Genomic DNA, 16,833 nt, shown 5'->3' on the forward strand with positions numbered 1-16,833 from the left:
TAAATTTGTGAAAGAGCGACCACTCAATCGCATAGATCCCGATCGATCAGAATGCAAGTACTGTTCAGAAGAACATACAATTGCGCCAAAACAAGGGTCGCAGCTGGCACGGAAGCTCAGAGAGATGGACCCGGACGACATTTGATGTGTCTGATTGCTCGTTCGCTGAATGCACTTTCTGTCGAAGTTCTCCCGGTACATTTACCACCACGTGCCGATACCATTCCACCAATAGAATCATGCCTGTAGCCATCGACCCATCCAGTATGGACGATGAATCCCCTTCCTCGAACGATGACGACGATGTCCCATTGGGGACGTTCCTGTCGCAAGCGTTCGAGGACGTCGACGTCGAGGTCGACTCGGTTGAGGCTGTCCGAGAGATCCGCGAAGACGTATGAAGCTTTTCGTCGATACGAATATTTTCGTCGCCGCGACACTCAACGAAACAGAACGCGGCGATATCGCAACGAAATTCCTTAATTTGGATCGTGAGCTGTCGACGACGATGTTCAATCTGATGGAGTTTCGGACCGTCTTGGCGAAGAAAAAACGGCTCGATCAAGACCAGGTTGAGCAACTCCTCGAGAATCTCTGGGATCGGGTGACGGTCTACCGGCCAGATTCCAATGACCTCCTCAAATCCTATTCAGTCCAAGAGCGAACGCTACTGTATCCAATGGACTGTATTATCCTCACGACGGCAGAAGAGACGGACGGGGTTCTCGTCACGTTTGACTCTGAACTGGTCGAGAACGGGGCTGTCTCGCCAGAAGAGTTCTTGGATTGATTATTCGCCGACCGTCACACCGTCGGCCGTCTCGAGGCTGACGTGGGCGACGATCTCCCGACCGACACACCGCCATTCGCCGTTCCGCCGTTCGTATTCCTCCCGGTCGTAGCCACCCACAGCCCGCGGTTCGAACACGACCTTCCGGGCCGGCCCCCGTGATGGTGTCCACCGAACGGCGAACGCGTCGCGACGATCTTTCATTCGGACCACCTCGAGCGCTGGGCTTCTAGCTCCGGGCTCGGATCAGCATCGACGGGCAGCTCGATCCGACCGGTCGCCTGGAGGATTCTACTCGCGTGCTTGCACCGAGCGATCTGTCCACTTCCGGGCACACCACGATATCGCCAATCGTCGCACGTACACCGGCCTTCTTTTAGGTCCACCAAATACTCGGAGTACTCCGTGCCGGCGCCGGTCCCGACACCCCACAGGCCGTCGGCGATCGGCCAGATACCCATCGACTGCTCGGCGCCGCGACGGTCGCGGGTGAGGGTGGCCTCGTCGATTCCGGCTGTAGGATCGTGGGCGGATTCGGCAGCCGCCATTACGCAGTCACCTCATCCCAGACACCAGCGCGCTTTGCAGCTTCATGGTTGTCCTGCAGCCAGTCGCGGGCCTCGTGTATCCCGGCGTCGATATCGTCCTGGTCGTGAACGTCGTTCCAGTCGTCGATGACCTCGAGGAGGTGTGCGAGTGCAGCGGCGATGACTTCGTCGACGACATCGTCGATATGGTCGTTAATCTCCTCGGCGGCGCCGAAGACATCCAGCCGGCGGTCGTCAAGATCCTCACCAGCCGCCAGTTCATAGACATCCTCGGTAACCGAGACATATCGCTCGAGGTTGGGGCCGTGGGCGTGGTGGCCCTGGACTGTCTCGTACACGTGGTTGTGGCAGATCGTGGCGTCGAATCCACTCGCACGCTCGTGTGCAAGTTCGTTGAGCCGTTTCCGAGTCCGCATTACCGTTCACCTCCATCGTCACCGTCGCGATCGCGATCGTGGACTCGGGCGACCACCTCGAGGCGACTGCGCGGGAAGGCGTACCGCTTCTTCCCCTCGAGCGTAAGGTCCGTCCGATCCGGGTAGATCACTTCGACGACGTCGTCCGTCTCTGGGTAGTCGGGGTTGACCTGTGCGACCGTCGGCCCACCGTCTTCGAGCTCGTATGCGTCGGCGCGAAGGGTATCGAGATTCACCACGACCATCGTCGCGTCGGGATCCTCACGGTCCTGGACGTGATCACCGACGTCGATCGGTTCGCAGTCCTCGCCTGGCTCGCCACCGTCGGCGCGGAGGCCGTCGTCTTCAGCAACGATGATCCCCGATCCATCAGTCGCGTCGACGTGCTCCGGGCCGGCGACGGCTTTCGCTTCGGCGAGTCGGCGCATCTCGCGGGCGCCTTCACGCTCGAGTTGTTCCGCGCGCTTCGCGACGTGTTCGTGGTCACGGATCATCATCAGTGGAGCACCTCCTCGAGGACGTCCTGTGCCTGGTCAGCCGCCGAAACTGGGCGATTGGCCCACCCGCCACACTCCTGGTCGATGAACGCGATCCAGCGACGGAGATTGTCACCGCCCTCGCCCATCGATCCCAGTTCGATACGCTCGGTGTGAAGGATCGGGCCGCGCAGCGAGAACACCGGCACGGCACCGGAGTCATCGCGTTTGGCGCGGGACTTCGTGACGACGATGCGCTCGAGTTTGCGGTCGACGTGGTGGTGACGGCCCTCGTTGTCCTCGCCAACGTAGCCGTAGTTCCACGAGCGGCGCTCGAGGACGACGTCGTCGATCTGTGCCAGTGCATCCGAAACTTCTTCCGTGGGTGGTGTCGTAGTTGACATTGTCCTTACCGTGGGACACAGGTCGGGTGTTGAAGGCACCCGGCCGAGAGTTTTCCCGGCCACCCTGCGTCTCTACTTCATAGTCTATTCGCCAACCCCTTATACTTTACGTCGTAAAATGCTACAGTCCTTTTTGACGTATTTTACATAGTAATCTTTTTACACGATAAAGGACAACGGTCAACTGTGAGCATGTAATGGCACTGAATATGAGTCTCAAACTGGATGGTGTCGACGGAGAAATACTCGACGTCCTCCAGAACGGACGGAATGTACCGGCAAACATCGCGGATGAAATCGACAAAAGCAGGCAGTATACGCACCAGCGGCTCGGTCTCCTTGAAGCGGCACAGCACGTCCAAAACGTCGGTCGTGGTGTGTACGAACTCGTGGACGACCCACGCACCGACGCCGAACCGGAACCGGACGTCGACACCCTCCAGGAGCGCATCGACACCCTCGAGTCGGACCTGGTCGACGCGCGTAAAGAGATCGAATCCTACAAGGCCGAACTCAGCAAGCGAAACGAGCAACTCGAGGGTGTGCCCGACCGCCAGGAACTTGCCCGGACGATCGAGGATCTCGAACGCGCCTGCGAAAACGGCGACGGAAACGGCATCCAGGTCGCACTCGGGCGGCTGAAAGAGGCCGCGGGGGTGGATGATGAGTAGCCAGCAGTACGCCGACGGAGGTCTCCGCCTCGACTGGCCCGCCGGCTACGATCGGAGCGACTCGGACGACCGCGAACCGTATCCCGGGAACCTCTCCGTCAGCCACAAGCAGGCTTTCGAGAGCATCGTCGAGGAACTCGAGCGTTGGGGAAAGACCGACGTCCAGATCGAGACGGCCAGCCAGCACTATGCGAACGACCCGAACATTCCGCACAAGTCCGACGATCCCGACGACGTCGGCGTCGTGGCTTACTACCGCGACCTCGAGGCCCGGGCCGACGAGCAGTCGGCGATCGCGTGCGACAGCTGGGAAACGCAGCGGGAGAACGCCCGCGCCATCGCGCTGTGGGTTCGCCGCATTCGCCTCGCCGATCGCTGTGGTGTCGAGACGGCGCGCGATATCGACGAAGTCGCACAGCTACCGCCCGCCGACGAGGAGGCGATCGCGGCGCCGCCGGCCTCGAGCGGAGACGAGCTTGACCAGGAGCCCCACGAAATCCTCGAGGTCTCCCCCGGCGCGTCGGAGGACGTCATTCGGGCAGCGGCTCGAAGAAAGTCGGCGAACGTCCATCCCGACGGGGAGGATGGTGACGTCCAGGAGTACAAGCGAATTCAGAAAGCGAAAGAGGCGATGCAGACTTCCTGATTTTGATTTGACTAGGAAAATTTAAAAACAGAGTTATTGGGGAGTATAAATCAGATTTTTCCGCAAAGCGGTCTACTCCACCAGAAGAATCAATGCACCGGAACTCACTTCATGATCTCTCGATTACTGTTGTGGAATTGGTCGCACAAGAAGAAGGTGTTTCACCTACTGATCTCAAACCACCCCTACAGGAAAAGATAGATACAGAAGCATTGAACCTGGTTATCAAATCAATTTCTGGTGACGGCTATGTACAGTTCCACTATTACGGATATGAGATCAGGGCAGATGGAAATGGTGAAGTAGAAATAGTGTCTGTATCTGGTGATAAAAAGAAAAATGTATAGTTTCCACATTGCATTTTAATCTGCTCTTCCACCAGTAACTTAGGTCTGGACCAAAAAGAGTCGCGTGAGTTGTTGCCATCCCACAAGTTATATCTGAGCGTCAATAGTAGTCCGACATATGTCGGACGATAAATGCATTAGCGATGAGGATAACATCGGGTGTAATATTGCAGACGGAATTGACACTGCGAATGTCATCCAAGATACAAATGACCGACTCGAATTAAATATAATTTTTCAAACACTTGGGAGCGAACGTCGGAGAAACGTCCTCTATTTAACAAAAGTAAATGAAGCAATCAAGCTAGAACCGCTTGCGAAAAAATCAGCGGCTATGAAGAAAGGGACGAAACCGAATAATGTGTCTGAAAAGAAGGTTTTTGCCATGAGATCTAAACTGCACCATTCTGACCTTCCCAAGTTGATTGATGCTGGTTTTATCGAATATGATCAACGAAGTAGGGTTGTGGTCTATAGTGAATATCCGCCACTTCTCAAATACCTTCTGAGTCTCTGTGCACAGATAGACGACTTACCTGAATGGGTTTGAACCAAAGGTAGCCATCGCCCGTGCGTCCGTTAACCTAAAAGCGCATACCGTTATCCCGAATAGATGATTAGTTACAAAGGGTAAGCGCATTCTATTTTCTGAAAGGGTAATCCATAGCCTGCACTATTTAATAGAAAGAGAATGAACCAAAAACCGCTTCCATATGGAAGCGTCGTATGTGAACGGTGATATTGTGGTGGTAGGTGGTTCCCTATCACCGTACACATACACACCTTGCGGTGCATCCTAAGAATAAACTCGAACATACTTAGGAGTGTATGCAGAATCAGTCAGAAATACGTATTACTGAGAAAACCAATATATTGCTAAAATTATTTAAAGCCCTTTCTTAAAAACTACCTAGTCATTTCCAGCTGAGTCTTCTATCTCCCGAATACGACACTCCTGGGCCAACATCACTGAGATAAGAAATGGCTCCATCACCGCCATCTCGTTCTGGATCCCAGCCGCATCCGCGAACTGCCGCGCATCGTCGAATAGCTGATCAAACTCGTCGTGATACTGCACCCGAAGCGCCCGACGAAATGGCTGCCAATCCTCCTCGAGCCGACGCAACTGGTCGCGATAGGTGGGGTTCGTCTTCCCCATCTATGCCACCTCCCGGATCGAACCCGCAGTGATCGACGTCGGATACGCCGGTTCGCGTGCCTCGAGGACCTGCTTCCAGAACGCGAGCGTCGTCTGGAACATCCCATTTCCGACCGGGTAAACCAGCGACTCGAACTCTTTTCCGATAAACCGCGCGCCCTCGTCGGTCTCGAGACACTCGATCCGTTCGTCGACGAGGTTGTCGATCGGCTTCGCGAACTCATCGTCTCGAGCCTTCGACATCAGCACCGGACACTCGTATCGTCGAGCTGCAGCTGCCAGCCGAGCCAGCGCCGACACCACCATCCGCTCGGACTCGTCTTGATTGAGGTCGTCGTCACGATAGAGGCCGTCGATGGCTGGCGCCACGATCAAGCCGACGTCGTCCTGGTCGACGCTTGCGAGTTTCCCGTAGTCGGGATCCTCGAGTAGTCGGTCGCAGAGCGTGTAATGCTGGTACGCGGTAAAGGCGCGGGCTATCTGAATCTTCTTCAGGACGCGTCGACTCGGTGCAACATCTGCAAGCGGTTCGGTCTGTGCATGCCCGTACGTGTCGATCCACCACGCTGTTCCCGGTCGCTCGAGGAGCAAGTGGTCCACGGCGAGAGCGTGGAACGCCCCGCGAGACGATGACTCCAGGAGCGTGGCGCCGGCCTCGAGCGACGGAAGGTCGGGAATCTTGTCAAGCGACGGGACAGCGTTTGTGTTCCTACCCATACCCCCAGTGGACTGTCTCGGATGTTAACTGTTCGAGGGCGGGTTCCGATTTTCCGAAATCTATTTTGATGTATTGTTCCGTTTGTAGTAACAACATTCAGTATAGGTAAACAAGTCGCCCCGAATAAATCCGTTTGCTTTGGATATGTGTTCTAATAATCACTCATACTTTTAACCTGGCCAACAGATTGATGGAGACACTTTCCTTACGTTCAGATGGCGAGGGAACAGATTCGGTCGTTGCCCCGACAGAATCTATCCGACCCGAGACATACTGACCTCGCCATTCGAGATCGTTCCACCGTGAAGTCATTAGCCAAACTGTCACCCGATCTCGGACCCCAACCCGATTGACCCACCACCTTCGGGGGCTTCGACGTCGACGGATCACACCCCTGTCGGCGTTTCTGCTGTAGACAGGATATTTATCTGTGCAAACTAACAGTATTAGATATGGCATTTGATCGACTTCGGGATGACCTACTGATCGCAGTCGCCCTCGCTGAATTCTCCTATCGTCATGAAGACTCAGATCCCGAACTTGCAAGGAGAGCGTGGCGACTTTCGAGGGGAAATCTCGCCAAATATGACGTCGATCCGTACGAGAGTCTCGGGGCACTCAGAGCTGTAGCCGAACTCGAGGCCGCCGCTACCGGTACACGGTCCTCAAGAATACCTCAAACCCGCTCAGATGGGTGCAGGGGTGACGGCCGTCGAAAGGAGCAGGAATGGGCAGATCGGTCAAGTGAGGGCTAGTTGGTTCATGCCGCGTGAGGGAACGCGACAGTGAAGATGTTTGCTACCAAGAATATCACTCTCTTTCCGATTCCGACTGGGTTAGAATCGTCCCTGTAAATCACTGCTGTAACTCAGATCTGGGGGTAGAACTTCGACACCGTTGGTACCCCCCACCCGAGTTTCGATGAAGGATTGCCATTGTCCCGAATTATTATAAGCTCACAAGTAGCATAAAGAACGCCCGTGGCAGGTGAGGTAAATGCCCGGGCAAAGGAGAGTGAAAGGAAACTCTGTTTCCTTTCTATTTGGATGTGAGTATCCTTCCCGGACATTCTCAACTGCTCATGGATATCTTATGAAGTTTTTCCCGATATCACATGTTGAGTCCGTGGGAATAGTTCTGATAAAATACAATTCGGCTTGATCCTCCGCCAATCACACCCGCTCGCTATTCCGCTGCGTTCGCTGCCTGATGTCCTGAACGGCCTCGCCGACCGACTGCCTCGAGGCCAGGCGCAGCGTCGTCTGACTGGCGTTGCTCTCAATCTCGCGGACCTGCATCGGCCCGTCGGTCGGCAACTGCGCGGGGTCGATTGCCTCGATCACCGACCACTCGACGCTGTCGTGGGGGACCGTCACGTCGGCCTCGATCAAGGCATCGCCGGTCTCCTCAACGAGATAGAGCGCTACCTGGTCACACATCTGCTTCGAGGCCAGGCCGGGGATGTCCTTGATGATCGTCTTTGGACTTGCCCCTGCGCCGCCGGCCGTGTACTGACCACGGGGTTTGACGTCGGCGTCGACCGAGACCGTCGCTCCATCGGAGATTGAACCACCCGATAGCGCCTTGAGCTCCGGATTACCGTCGCTGGTCGCATACCGAATCTCGTAGTCGGTACCGCGCTCGTACTCCGTGCTGCCGTCGTAGATGGTCTCGCGGCCCTCGACGAGTCGCGAATCGGGGAACGGCAGGTCGACCCACGAGCCGACCGTGACGGTCACCGACTGGCGCGTGATCCGCTGGGCGCCGCCGTAGATGACTGCTTTCTCGACGACGTCCTCGGTTTGACGGTCGATATCGTAGTCTGCGAGGTCGGGATCGACGTTGGTCGAGCGCTGGTCGATCTGCGTCCACTCGAATGTCGTCCCGCTGCTCGTCTCGCGGACCTCGAAAACGAAGTTGCCGATGTCGGCGACCTCGCGGAGGACGTCGATTAACCGGCCGTCGAACGACCGATCAGTGAGCACTGGCGTATCGTCGAGTTGCGCCGTCATCGTCAGCGAGTCAACCCTCTCGCGGTCGAAGCCCGTCGCCGGAGCGGCATCACTTCGCGATCCCTGGCGGCCGACGCCGATCCGGCCGCGGGCCGTCGTCGCGAGGCTCGAGTAGGAGTAAGTGTGACTGCTCACATCGGTGGCAGTGTTCCAGGTCGTCGTGCCCTCCTCGCCGATTGCGAGCTCGGAGACGGTCCCATCGTCGGCAGTCACGACCTCGAGGGTGACCTCGGAGATCCCGAGCGGCGTCTCGATCGGCTCCATCTCGAGGCGGGCGATATCCGGGTAGAGTTCGGGGCCATCGAGATAGCCGTCTGCGTTGACGCTGCTGGGCTCGGAGTGCCCGAAGCGGTTGTCGTACGCTGCCACCGCGTCGATCTCGAAGTCCTCGCCACCGCCGGTCGCTGCGACCGTGAACGTGTGGGTGCCGGGCGAGATCTCGGTGTTGACGGCGATCGAGTACCAGGCCAGTTGCTCGGCCAAAACGCCAGCACTCAACGACTCGATCGTTGTCCCATCGAGGATGAGATCGAGGCCGTGGTGGTTTGATACGTTCCGGGTATCCCGTCGAAAGAGAATCTGGAGGTTGCCCGCCGGGATGGTATGGTCGTTCTCGATAGTCAGCTGGAACTCGTCAGCGTCCCCGAAGACACCGGCCGCTGTGCCACCGCTGTAGTCCGAACTCGAGACCGTCCCCTGGACGTTCCCAGCCGCGTTCTCGGCCTCGACGAACCAGCCGGTCTGCGTCGGTGCGTAGTAGCCGTCGCTCGTAAACTCGAGCGGCTGGTCGCTGGGGATTGAGACAAACGCTTGCTGATGCTCGACGTCCGTATCGGCCTCCTGAATCGACCGCTGCTCAGTCTCGCTCTGGGGAGTATCGACGTTGACAGAATAGTCGGTGTGCGTCGTAAGCAAATCCTCGACGAATAGGTGCGTCTTCTGGGTGTCGACGTCTTCGATCACTCGCTGGTCGAGCTGCGTGCCACCGCGGCCCTCGAGGACGGTCCGATCGGGCCGGAGGCGCCGGTGCTCCAGCGTGTCGACCGGTTCGCGATCGCCGTCATGCCAAACCGAGAGTGGCGCATCGTCGAACGCGGTTGCGTGCCATGTCTCGTCCTGCGGGACCGGGAGTTCGATGCGCGGGAAGCCGTTGACCGTTGGCCGCCGAACAGGATCGTCGAGGATCCGTGGCGTCAGCGTTGGGTCGTCTGGATGGGCAATCTCCGCGTACCATTCCGTCGGTGGGACGGCACGATCCTCGAGACCGAGCGAATCAGTCGTCGAGACCGTCGTCGCCGGGCTATCGGCATGGACCCACTGTGTGAGCGCACGGACTTCGTACTCGTACTCGCGGTCGGGTTGGGGGGTCGAATCAATATAGGAGGCCGCAGTCGTCGAGAGGGTCGCGATGAGTCGGCCATTATCGTTGTAGTTGTAGTCCGTACGCCGCCGGTAGATCTGCTGTGATCCCTCGAAGTTGGAGTTGATTGTCCAACTCAAACCGACAGAGGTGTCCGTCGAACTCGAGACCGATGGCTGGTCGGCAGCAGTTAGCTTCGTGATGTCGGCAGCTTCGAGCCACGATCCGGTCTTGTAACTGGTCTGGCAACGGAGACGAACGGAGTATTTTTCTCCGTCCAGGAGGCCGGTGATAGTGTACGACAGGATATCGTGGCCGACAGTCGCGCTGTTCGCGTCCGAATAGGTAGTCGTCGTGTCCGGGTCCTCTTCTTTCCACTCGAGCCGAAACTCTCCGTTGTTGAGGTTATCATCCCATGTTGCAGTCAGCTCACTCTGGACAGTCGCATCCAGGAGGAGGCCGGCAGCATCGGGGATGTCAGTGGTGAATGTGAGTGTCATTGCTATCGTTTGTTTCAAACAGCCGCTTGAGAACTAACCGCTACCAAGACCTCAGGAACTACCCTGGGGGTTAGTCACCCTCAACTGTTGCTGTCACTTTGGCCGAGTCGTACCCGTGCCTTTCGGCATAATCATCTGCGTCTATATCTGCCGCTTCAATTCCGATTACTACTATTTCCCCAATTTCGACGCCATCTTGCTCGATTTTTATAGTAGCCATGTTAGATCACCCCCTTGAAACTCCGAACAACCACGTCTGACTGGTCGCCCGGGTCAGACATTGCCAATTCAAGTTCGCTCGGGGCTCCTTTTGAATAACTGCGACTGGGGATAGCTGACGATGTGTCATTCAACCCGGTGATCTCTAAAACGGACGTCCACCTAATGGATATGACAATATCAGCAAATCCAGCACTGGAGCCTTGAACCTTACCGAAAACAAAATTCACCGCGATATCGTCCGCGTTATCCATAATTACTGTAGCTGAATCGGACACGTCTTCGGTTTTCTGCTCTCTTACTCGATAGTTGTTTGAACCGTTAAAAGCGGAAGTTCGCGTATGTTCAGATTGACCTATGGATGATACCTCGGTATCTACACGCTCTGTACTTAACGATGGAGTCGTTAGGCCAGAGCCGTCGAGGACGACTTCGTCACCGGACCCGGCATGATGAATAGCGATACCGTCGCTGCCGTTTGCGTAAATCGTTCCGAGGAGCGATCCATCCGAGGGGTCACGCAGTTCGTACTGTGGTTCTTGTGGTGCCATGAGTTTGATTTATGAGTTTTCGACCGTTCCGCTGTTCGATACCGTCCCTTTCACCGCGAACGGAGAGAGCACGTCTTTCGTCTCGCCGCTGTTGACCGTCAACGTCGTCCCTGCCTCGACGTCGATCTCGGCATACCGGTTCGACGCATCACTGGTAAACGTCTCGACGGTGACGGCGTATTTTTGACCGTCAAGTAGGTCGCCCGTCGTCGCCGACGCGGTCTCGCCTTCTGAGACCGGTGCGACATCGCTGCCGGTCTGCGAAAAGTTCCGCTCGGTCGGGGTCCGGACCAGTATCCGGTACCCGCTCGCGTTGTCGCTTGGATCCGTCCATGACAGCGTTGCCGTCCGACCACTGACGCTGTCAACAGTGAGGTTGGTCGGCCGTGGCAGATCCGTGAGACCATCCAATTCAGCCGAGTCGTCACCTCGCTCTCCGTTGCGGACAGCGACGACCCGGTAGTAGTACCGCTCACCATCGAGCAGCGCAGTGTCCGAAAACGACTCTACGTTCGCGCTCGTTGTCGTGACCGGCGTCCCGGACGTGTCAACGGGCGATGACTGCGACCGGTGTACTTCGTAGCCGTCTTCATCGCCGTTTGTGTCCGTCCACGTAACTGTAATATCGTCATCCACGACGGAGACGGACACGTCGGTCGGCGCCGACCCGCCGGTCGTTGCACTCGCTGGGTCGGATGGGCTGCTCTCGACGCCGTCGGTCACCGACGTCACCTCCCACGTGTAACCTGTCGTGGGAGCGAGTCCCGTATCAGTGAACGACGTCGACGTTGTGGTCCCCACCTGACTTCCGTCACGGTAGACGCGGTATTCGTCAGCTCCGCTGACAGAGTCCCACGTGAGGTCCACAGAGCGGTATCGTACCGTGGATGCAGACAGACCGCTGGGCGGAGTGGAGTAGGCGATCGTCACTTCTCCGCTGCCAAATGACTTCGCACTCCCCCCGCGGTCGTTCGCCGTGACGGTCGCGAGGGCGTCGACATAGTTACTCCCACCGGCGCCGCCACCGCCGTAGTTGCTGCCACCTTCGCCACCACCACCGCCGTAGTATCCGCCACCACCACCGCCGCCACCTGCATTGCCACTGCTCCCGCCGTCGCCCCCAGACACCAGACTGCCGTCTGAGCCACCTCCGGCTCCCGTGCCGCCACTCGACTGTGTCCCACCAGTCGCCTGGCCAACCTGGGACTTCGTCCCCCCGTCGGCGCCTTGCAGGGCCCCGCCGGCGCCGCCATCGGGGGCAGCTTCACTATCGGATGCACCGCCGCCCCCACCGCCAGCTGGGACGGCAACCCGATCTGATGCTGTTGACCCACCTTGCCTCACATCGACGCTTCCGCCGCCATCTCCCCCGCTGTAGTTGGAGGCAGCGCCGCCGACCGAACGGCCCTCTCCGATGTTCACGTCGAGCGTTTCGCCCGGCGTGACGGCCAGTTCGCCCTCGACGTATCCTCCGCTGCCGCCAGCGCCGGGATCAAACCCACCAACACCACCTTTGCCCGCCTCTCCAGAAAGGTAGAGCGTGACAATTTCAACATCTGAGGGGACAGTCCATGTCCCGTCCGACGTGAACGTCTGTGATGGCATCTATCGTCGCACCTCGGTTCTCGAGATCAGTGTCTTGCTGGCATTTGGATCGACCACGCTCGCCGAAGCGATCGGATCGAGCCAATTTTCGAGATCCGTCGGAATCGGCCCGCTCTCATTCGGCGGGATCGTAAACTGCACATCGTTGAACCCACGGTTGAGGATCGCGTTCAGCGCGAACAGCGAGCCGTCAACGTCGAACGTGAACTGGGCTCGATCGCGGACCATCGCGACGTCCATCAGGTCGACGTCCATCAGGTCAACTGTCGACGGCTTCGAGAGGCTGACTGCCGACCAGGTCGTATTCGAATCGTCCCACTCCTCGGCTGTGAGGGTGCTATTCGGTTCGTCGAGACGCAACCGTAGGAGGCCGTTGTCCAGGACGAGTTCGTCGTCGAAATCCGCCTGTGTGCTAAACGTTTTCTTCCACTGAAGGTCGCTATTCGCGTCGAGTTTCGCGGTGTTACCGAGCGTGTCGTACACCCGGCAGTCGACGTCCTCTTCGCTCGTATAGGAGATCTCGTAGAGGAGCGTCGGATTCTCAGTGCCGACCGCGGTCTCGCCAGCGTCCAGGTCGAAGATCTCGACGTCACCGAGCTCGGCGTTGCGGGTGGTGGTCGGTGAGGCCAGTTTTCGCGTCTGGTCCTCGGGGTTGAACCACTGGGCCTTCGCCGCGACCGCGGGGACGCCGACCTCGACCGGTGTCGTCGAGTTGCCAAAGGGGTGATCGAGTTGTCGTCGCGAGGGTTCGAGGGCTCGCCAGTAGTCGTTTCGAGTGCCCTTGTGCCGCAGCGTTAGGTCGAAGCGCTGGACCAGCGGCGTCTGTGGCGCGACCTGCTCGACGTCGGCACTCTCGAGGCTGTAGTATCCATCCTTCGACGTCGAGGAGGACATCCCTGCGAGCGAGAGTTCGTCGACGCCCGAGGCCTGGGCGAGTTCCTCGAGTTCGGTCGCCATCTTGTCAGCGTATTTCGCACGGTAGTACCCCGAGATCGTCTGATCACCAGGCTCGCTCGACAGTTGCTCGACGACCCCACCGTCCTGCTCGAGGATGCCGGACGTCGCGAGTTGTTGCTGGAGGCGAGCCATCAGCCCCGACTGTGGGTTGCTGGGGACGACAAGCGTATAGAGTTGCAGGTCTGTCATCGGTTATCCCTCGGTCTGTTTGCCGCCGTCGATCGATTGGTTGAGCGTCACGGTCTCGACCCACGTGATCGAGCCGTCGAAGACGCTACTCTGCTCGGTGCTGTCGAACATCATGTTAGGATTCTCTGGAACAACCTGCAGCGGTCCATAGCGCCCGGGACTCGAGTATTCGCCGACCTCGAGGATCGCCGGGTTCGTGCTGTCGATCGTCGCAGTATTGAGATAGCGATCGAGGACGGCCATCTGGGCGTGGAGGTCCTCCCCGGTCGCATCAGTCGGCGTGCCCCCGTTGCCGGTATCACCCCAGCGATGCGACGAGCCTGTGTAGCCTTTGAAATCGAGCGTCACAGCGTGGATGCCGCCGCCGATGTCCCAGGATAGCTCTTGGCGGAGGCCATCGCCGACATCGGCGTCCGTTTCGTTTTGGATTAGATCAAGGACGGTGCTCGCGACCACCGAGACTGTCCCGTCACTCTGGAAAAACTCCTCAGTCCGGGTCTCGAACTCGACGACGATATCGCTCGGAAACACGAACGTCCCGTCGACGGATGACCCGCCGATCTGGGCGTTCTTGATCGTGACCTGCGGGTTGGCCCACGTCATCGGCCACTAATCTCTCGCTCGAGTTTGTTCACTTTCTGTTCAAGTTTCCGAATATCTTTGCTAATCATCCGCTCGAGCCGGCTTAGGTCAGCATTGATTGTCGGCGAGTAGTTGATCTCGGCCGACCTGCTCGTGCGTTCTCGAGCCCGGTTCGAGGTCGACCGAGATGATTGCGATCCGTTCTTGGATCCGCCGGATTGGTCCTGGCCGAAGTCATCCGGGACCGTTATCGTCTCCCCCGGATCATGTTGGCTTGCCTCATAAATCGGGTGGCTGGGATCGAGTTCCATGGCCCCAGGCGGGTTCTCGGCATCGGTGGTCGATGGAGATGTCTTCGCCGTGTCCTGGTCGTAGCTGTCCCCCTCGCCGTGCATTTTGATGAGTTTGTCCATGCTGACCGCACCGATGATCGCAGTCGCTGCCACCGGCGTCACAAACGAAGTCAGCGCGGCGCCGCTGACCAGCGATGTTAGGCCAGCGCTGCTGACCAGCGACGTAATCCCAACCCCGCTAACAAGAGATCCCAGACCAACGCCGCTTACCATCGCGGTGATCGACGACCCAGTCACGAAGGAGGCGATCGAGACACCACCGGCGATGAACGCCCCGATACCGACGCCTGTTTCGATGAGGTTCGGTAACGGGACTGGTCCTGTAATGAGATCGCCGAGACTGTTGAGCGGATTGATGATGTCTGAAACAGTCGCTTTGCCCTCGATGAGGTTCTTCGCCATCACACCACTTGTGATGAGCGTCGACGCTGCGAGGCCGCTTGCGATCAGCGTTGATGCACTGACCGACGTAACCAGCGACGAAAGACTGACCGTCGAGATCATCGAGGTCAGACTGACGCCGCTGAGCATGGTCGCGATCCCGCCCATGCTGATCAGTGTGCTGATACCGCCACCACCGCCACCGCTGGCGTTTCGCTCGGTCGCCTCGAGAAGTTCCGAGAGCAGTGTGTTCCGCTCCTGGTCGAGCTCAAGGGTATCCTCAAGCGATCCCGAGACGCCAGACAACTTTGTCCCGGCCGCCGTCGACGCAGTCGCCGCGACGCCTCCTTGCTGATTACCTACCCGACCAGCTACAGTCCCGCCTGTTTCGAGACCGACGGAGACGTTACTAAACTCCTTCTCAAATCGTCGTCTCGACTTTTGAAGCGACGAATCGCTGAATAGCAAGTCTGCTTCTGTGCTAAATTCTGTCATGTGTTGTGAACTCTTTTAATCTCTGACCTCTCAGTTCGCTGTATGAACCGGAGGCAACTACTGTCGGTTATGGGAACCGCTACCGTCGCGGGATGTGTCGGTGACGATATGGCCGACACGAGTGGGCCCGAGGATTCGTCTGACGATGGTGGAACCTCCTCTACGAACGGGACAGACACTAACCCCAGCGAGCCCGAGCCCGCCATTGATGTCTCGGTCTCTGATGTGAGTCTCGGAACAATGACCACACCCAACGGCCGGACGGAAACCGCCGTGACCGGTCTCGTCAAGAATACTGGTGAGGCTCGCCTCGGTGCCGTTACCGCTGCTGGAAAATTCTATAACGCAGATGGGCAACTGCTCTCGAGTGCTATCTGGGACATCCGAGATCTCGTGCCTGGAGAGATCTGGGAACCATGGATTCCGTACTCTGGAGATGGAACCGTTGACAGTGCCGATCTCACCATCACAGATTCCTTTGCACATGGCCGGACGGTTTCTCCTAACGGAATGGTTCTCGAGTCCCACGATCTACAAATCCCCGTCGACGATTACGCTATGCCGCGGGTCCTCGGGGAAGTCTCGAACCAAACCGAGACGTCCGTACCGGCGCTCCTTGCCCGCCCCAAACTGATCGCCGAGAACGGCCACCTACTCGAGACTGCGATAGCGACTGTACAAAACTTCGGTGCCGGTGAGACATGGAGTTTTGATACGCAAGTCCATTTTCAGAATAGTGATTGGATAGACCGGATCGACAGTTATCAAATCGTGCTGACGGTGTAGGCTTATTCTTGCTGATGGCCTCCGAACAGCTCGCTCGCTACAATCTCGAGGAGTTCGAGGTCGCGGGTGGAGCACTGTCTCGCTTCCCGAGGCGAAATGCCACATGCAGCGGCGAGTCCGATCAGCATGTCCACTCTTACGTCTGGTTTGAGTTGTCCTGCTGACTTTCCTCGTAGAGCTCTCTGTAGCTCTTTTTCCCGTTTCCCGAGACACTACTCAATTCGTCAGTCCGAGCTTGTGCCCAGCGGACATAGCTGTCCGGAAGTTGAGAGACTGCACCGATCCGCTCGTCCTCGCTCATATCGTCGTCGACATATGGCGCGTCGACAGTGCCCTTCGCGACCTGGTAAATCCGGGCGGCCCCTGCTCCGCCGCCATTGAGATCATCCTCAATCGCCGCCGACTCACCGGCAGTGAGGCCTGCCAGTGTGATCTCGCCGACGCTCTCGTCCCACATAGGGGCGTAGTCAGCATCGAACGCATCGTCACGAGCCCATCGAACACCCTCAAGTGCGGCCTCGAGGCCAGACCGTTCGCCCTGGAACGCCTGTGACTGTGGGTTCCCGTTGTCGTCGATTTCCTTGAGGATGGCATCGACCTCGTCGATCTGTTCCTCGAGGCGCTGTATCTCCTCGGTAAGGTCGTACGTCTTCGTTTTGAGAGGCATG

The 16,833-nt window shown here is 58.0% G+C and carries 22 protein-coding genes; 7 read left to right on the top strand and 15 right to left on the bottom strand.

Translation table 11 applies throughout. The features are described 5' to 3' along the window. Positions 1-266: 266 nt before the first annotated feature. Together HYG82_RS44245 and HYG82_RS23795 are read left to right on the top strand one after the other, a co-directional pair. Positions 267-401 carry a hypothetical protein gene (locus tag HYG82_RS44245; RefSeq protein WP_284145024.1) on the top strand — a complete coding sequence of 45 codons (135 nt, stop codon included), beginning with the start codon at positions 267-269 and terminating at the stop codon, positions 399-401. Next, positions 398-790 (top strand): type II toxin-antitoxin system VapC family toxin, encoded by a 393-nt coding sequence (locus HYG82_RS23795; RefSeq protein WP_179259616.1) that lies wholly within the window; start codon positions 398-400, stop codon positions 788-790. Before HYG82_RS44245 ends, HYG82_RS23795 begins: the two co-directional genes overlap by 4 nt. On the opposite strand, the gene HYG82_RS23800 is transcribed toward HYG82_RS23795, so the two are convergent. Genes HYG82_RS23800 through HYG82_RS23820 form a run of 5 tightly spaced genes read right to left on the bottom strand, consistent with a single transcriptional unit; the run spans position 791 to position 2,634 of the window. Next, a complete protein-coding gene (locus HYG82_RS23800; RefSeq protein WP_179259617.1) occupies positions 791-994 on the bottom strand; it encodes a hypothetical protein in 204 nt (67 codons plus the stop codon). Then, a complete protein-coding gene (locus HYG82_RS23805) occupies positions 991-1,338 on the bottom strand; it encodes an SWIM zinc finger family protein (RefSeq protein WP_179259618.1) in 348 nt (115 codons plus the stop codon). Before HYG82_RS23805 ends, HYG82_RS23800 begins: the two co-directional genes overlap by 4 nt. Then, positions 1,338-1,754: a hypothetical protein gene (locus HYG82_RS23810; protein ID WP_179259619.1), complete on the bottom strand. Its 417-nt coding sequence runs from the start codon at positions 1,752-1,754 to the stop codon at positions 1,338-1,340. Before HYG82_RS23810 ends, HYG82_RS23805 begins: the two co-directional genes overlap by 1 nt. Next, complete coding sequence (locus tag HYG82_RS23815) at positions 1,754-2,251, bottom strand: hypothetical protein (RefSeq protein ID WP_179259620.1); 498 nt, start codon at positions 2,249-2,251, stop codon at positions 1,754-1,756. The genes HYG82_RS23810 and HYG82_RS23815 overlap by 1 nt, the downstream gene beginning before the upstream one ends. Further along, positions 2,251-2,634, bottom strand: a complete 384-nt coding sequence (locus tag HYG82_RS23820; RefSeq protein WP_179259621.1) for a hypothetical protein — start codon at positions 2,632-2,634, stop codon at positions 2,251-2,253. The genes HYG82_RS23815 and HYG82_RS23820 overlap by 1 nt, the downstream gene beginning before the upstream one ends. A gap of 209 nt (positions 2,635-2,843) precedes the next feature. Between HYG82_RS23820 and HYG82_RS23825 the strand changes: the two genes are divergently transcribed. The 4 genes from HYG82_RS23825 (at position 2,844) to HYG82_RS23840 (ending at position 4,848) form a co-directional block, all read left to right on the top strand. Continuing rightward, positions 2,844-3,305: a hypothetical protein gene (locus tag HYG82_RS23825; protein WP_179259622.1), complete on the top strand. Its 462-nt coding sequence runs from the start codon at positions 2,844-2,846 to the stop codon at positions 3,303-3,305. Then, positions 3,298-3,951, top strand: a complete 654-nt coding sequence (locus tag HYG82_RS23830) for a J domain-containing protein (protein WP_179259623.1) — start codon at positions 3,298-3,300, stop codon at positions 3,949-3,951. The genes HYG82_RS23825 and HYG82_RS23830 overlap by 8 nt, the downstream gene beginning before the upstream one ends. 92 nt (positions 3,952-4,043) lie before the next feature. Continuing rightward, the gene (locus HYG82_RS23835) at positions 4,044-4,298 is read left to right on the top strand and encodes a HalOD1 output domain-containing protein (RefSeq protein ID WP_179259624.1); all 255 of its coding nucleotides are present in this window, start codon (positions 4,044-4,046) and stop codon (positions 4,296-4,298) included. A gap of 118 nt (positions 4,299-4,416) precedes the next feature. Further along, on the top strand, positions 4,417-4,848 hold the full coding sequence (locus tag HYG82_RS23840; protein ID WP_179259625.1) for a DUF7344 domain-containing protein: 432 nt from the start codon (positions 4,417-4,419) through the stop codon (positions 4,846-4,848). A gap of 360 nt (positions 4,849-5,208) precedes the next feature. Here the strand turns inward: HYG82_RS23840 and HYG82_RS23845 are convergent, their stop codons facing one another. From HYG82_RS23845 to HYG82_RS23885, 9 genes are all read right to left on the bottom strand, one after another. Next, on the bottom strand, positions 5,209-5,457 hold the full coding sequence (locus HYG82_RS23845) for a DUF8156 family protein (RefSeq protein ID WP_179259626.1): 249 nt from the start codon (positions 5,455-5,457) through the stop codon (positions 5,209-5,211). After that, on the bottom strand, positions 5,458-6,174 hold the full coding sequence (locus HYG82_RS23850; protein WP_179259627.1) for a hypothetical protein: 717 nt from the start codon (positions 6,172-6,174) through the stop codon (positions 5,458-5,460). A gap of 1,173 nt (positions 6,175-7,347) precedes the next feature. Continuing rightward, complete coding sequence (locus tag HYG82_RS23855; RefSeq protein ID WP_235217809.1) at positions 7,348-10,047, bottom strand: fibronectin type III domain-containing protein; 2,700 nt, start codon at positions 10,045-10,047, stop codon at positions 7,348-7,350. A gap of 70 nt (positions 10,048-10,117) precedes the next feature. Further along, positions 10,118-10,267 carry a hypothetical protein gene (locus HYG82_RS23860; RefSeq protein ID WP_179259628.1) on the bottom strand — a complete coding sequence of 50 codons (150 nt, stop codon included), beginning with the start codon at positions 10,265-10,267 and terminating at the stop codon, positions 10,118-10,120. A gap of 1 nt (position 10,268) precedes the next feature. Continuing rightward, positions 10,269-10,817 (bottom strand): hypothetical protein, encoded by a 549-nt coding sequence (locus HYG82_RS23865; protein WP_179259629.1) that lies wholly within the window; start codon positions 10,815-10,817, stop codon positions 10,269-10,271. Positions 10,818-10,826: 9 nt separating this feature from the next. Then, on the bottom strand, positions 10,827-12,422 hold the full coding sequence (locus tag HYG82_RS44250) for a fibronectin type III domain-containing protein (RefSeq protein WP_179259630.1): 1,596 nt from the start codon (positions 12,420-12,422) through the stop codon (positions 10,827-10,829). Then, on the bottom strand, positions 12,423-13,568 hold the full coding sequence (locus HYG82_RS23875) for a hypothetical protein (protein ID WP_179259631.1): 1,146 nt from the start codon (positions 13,566-13,568) through the stop codon (positions 12,423-12,425). Positions 13,569-13,571: 3 nt separating this feature from the next. Then, the gene (locus HYG82_RS23880; RefSeq protein WP_179259632.1) at positions 13,572-14,171 is read right to left on the bottom strand and encodes a hypothetical protein; all 600 of its coding nucleotides are present in this window, start codon (positions 14,169-14,171) and stop codon (positions 13,572-13,574) included. Beyond that, the gene (locus HYG82_RS23885; protein ID WP_179259633.1) at positions 14,168-15,379 is read right to left on the bottom strand and encodes a hypothetical protein; all 1,212 of its coding nucleotides are present in this window, start codon (positions 15,377-15,379) and stop codon (positions 14,168-14,170) included. The genes HYG82_RS23880 and HYG82_RS23885 overlap by 4 nt, the downstream gene beginning before the upstream one ends. Before the next feature lie 42 nt (positions 15,380-15,421). Between HYG82_RS23885 and HYG82_RS23890 the strand changes: the two genes are divergently transcribed. Further along, positions 15,422-16,165: an FxLYD domain-containing protein gene (locus HYG82_RS23890; protein WP_179259634.1), complete on the top strand. Its 744-nt coding sequence runs from the start codon at positions 15,422-15,424 to the stop codon at positions 16,163-16,165. A 136-nt stretch (positions 16,166-16,301) separates the two neighbouring features. Here HYG82_RS23890 and HYG82_RS23895 read toward each other — a convergent pair whose 3' ends face one another. Continuing rightward, entirely contained in the window at positions 16,302-16,832 is a 531-nt protein-coding gene (locus HYG82_RS23895; protein ID WP_179259635.1) for a hypothetical protein, read from the bottom strand. Position 16,833 lies beyond the last annotated feature (1 nt).

Origin of the sequence: Natrinema halophilum, assembly GCF_013402815.2 — an archaeon.
GTDB lineage: Archaea > Halobacteriota > Halobacteria > Halobacteriales > Natrialbaceae > Natrinema > Natrinema halophilum.

Bases quoted from the DNA above. Each gene is read 5' to 3' on its own strand.
- HYG82_RS23800 (WP_179259617.1), bottom strand. From the start codon at position 994: ATGAAAGATCGTCGCGACGCGTTCGCCGTTCGGTGGACACCATCACGG.
- HYG82_RS23840 (WP_179259625.1), top strand. From the start codon at position 4,417: ATGTCGGACGATAAATGCATTAGCGATGAGGATAACATCGGGTGTAAT.
- HYG82_RS23845 (WP_179259626.1), bottom strand. From the start codon at position 5,457: ATGGGGAAGACGAACCCCACCTATCGCGACCAGTTGCGTCGGCTCGAG.
- HYG82_RS23815 (WP_179259620.1), bottom strand. From the start codon at position 2,251: ATGATGATCCGTGACCACGAACACGTCGCGAAGCGCGCGGAACAACTC.
- HYG82_RS23830 (WP_179259623.1), top strand. From the start codon at position 3,298: ATGAGTAGCCAGCAGTACGCCGACGGAGGTCTCCGCCTCGACTGGCCC.
- HYG82_RS23820 (WP_179259621.1), bottom strand. From the start codon at position 2,634: ATGTCAACTACGACACCACCCACGGAAGAAGTTTCGGATGCACTGGCA.
- HYG82_RS23795 (WP_179259616.1), top strand. From the start codon at position 398: ATGAAGCTTTTCGTCGATACGAATATTTTCGTCGCCGCGACACTCAAC.
- HYG82_RS23895 (WP_179259635.1), bottom strand. From the start codon at position 16,832: ATGCCTCTCAAAACGAAGACGTACGACCTTACCGAGGAGATACAGCGC.
- HYG82_RS23880 (WP_179259632.1), bottom strand. From the start codon at position 14,171: ATGACGTGGGCCAACCCGCAGGTCACGATCAAGAACGCCCAGATCGGC.
- HYG82_RS23855 (WP_235217809.1), bottom strand. From the start codon at position 10,047: ATGACACTCACATTCACCACTGACATCCCCGATGCTGCCGGCCTCCTC.
- HYG82_RS23860 (WP_179259628.1), bottom strand. From the start codon at position 10,267: ATGGCTACTATAAAAATCGAGCAAGATGGCGTCGAAATTGGGGAAATA.
- HYG82_RS44250 (WP_179259630.1), bottom strand. From the start codon at position 12,422: ATGCCATCACAGACGTTCACGTCGGACGGGACATGGACTGTCCCCTCA.
- HYG82_RS23810 (WP_179259619.1), bottom strand. From the start codon at position 1,754: ATGCGGACTCGGAAACGGCTCAACGAACTTGCACACGAGCGTGCGAGT.
- HYG82_RS23865 (WP_179259629.1), bottom strand. From the start codon at position 10,817: ATGGCACCACAAGAACCACAGTACGAACTGCGTGACCCCTCGGATGGA.
- HYG82_RS44245 (WP_284145024.1), top strand. From the start codon at position 267: ATGGACGATGAATCCCCTTCCTCGAACGATGACGACGATGTCCCATTG.
- HYG82_RS23825 (WP_179259622.1), top strand. From the start codon at position 2,844: ATGAGTCTCAAACTGGATGGTGTCGACGGAGAAATACTCGACGTCCTC.
- HYG82_RS23835 (WP_179259624.1), top strand. From the start codon at position 4,044: ATGCACCGGAACTCACTTCATGATCTCTCGATTACTGTTGTGGAATTG.
- HYG82_RS23875 (WP_179259631.1), bottom strand. From the start codon at position 13,568: ATGACAGACCTGCAACTCTATACGCTTGTCGTCCCCAGCAACCCACAG.
- HYG82_RS23885 (WP_179259633.1), bottom strand. From the start codon at position 15,379: ATGACAGAATTTAGCACAGAAGCAGACTTGCTATTCAGCGATTCGTCG.
- HYG82_RS23805 (WP_179259618.1), bottom strand. From the start codon at position 1,338: ATGGCGGCTGCCGAATCCGCCCACGATCCTACAGCCGGAATCGACGAG.
- HYG82_RS23890 (WP_179259634.1), top strand. From the start codon at position 15,422: ATGAACCGGAGGCAACTACTGTCGGTTATGGGAACCGCTACCGTCGCG.
- HYG82_RS23850 (WP_179259627.1), bottom strand. From the start codon at position 6,174: ATGGGTAGGAACACAAACGCTGTCCCGTCGCTTGACAAGATTCCCGAC.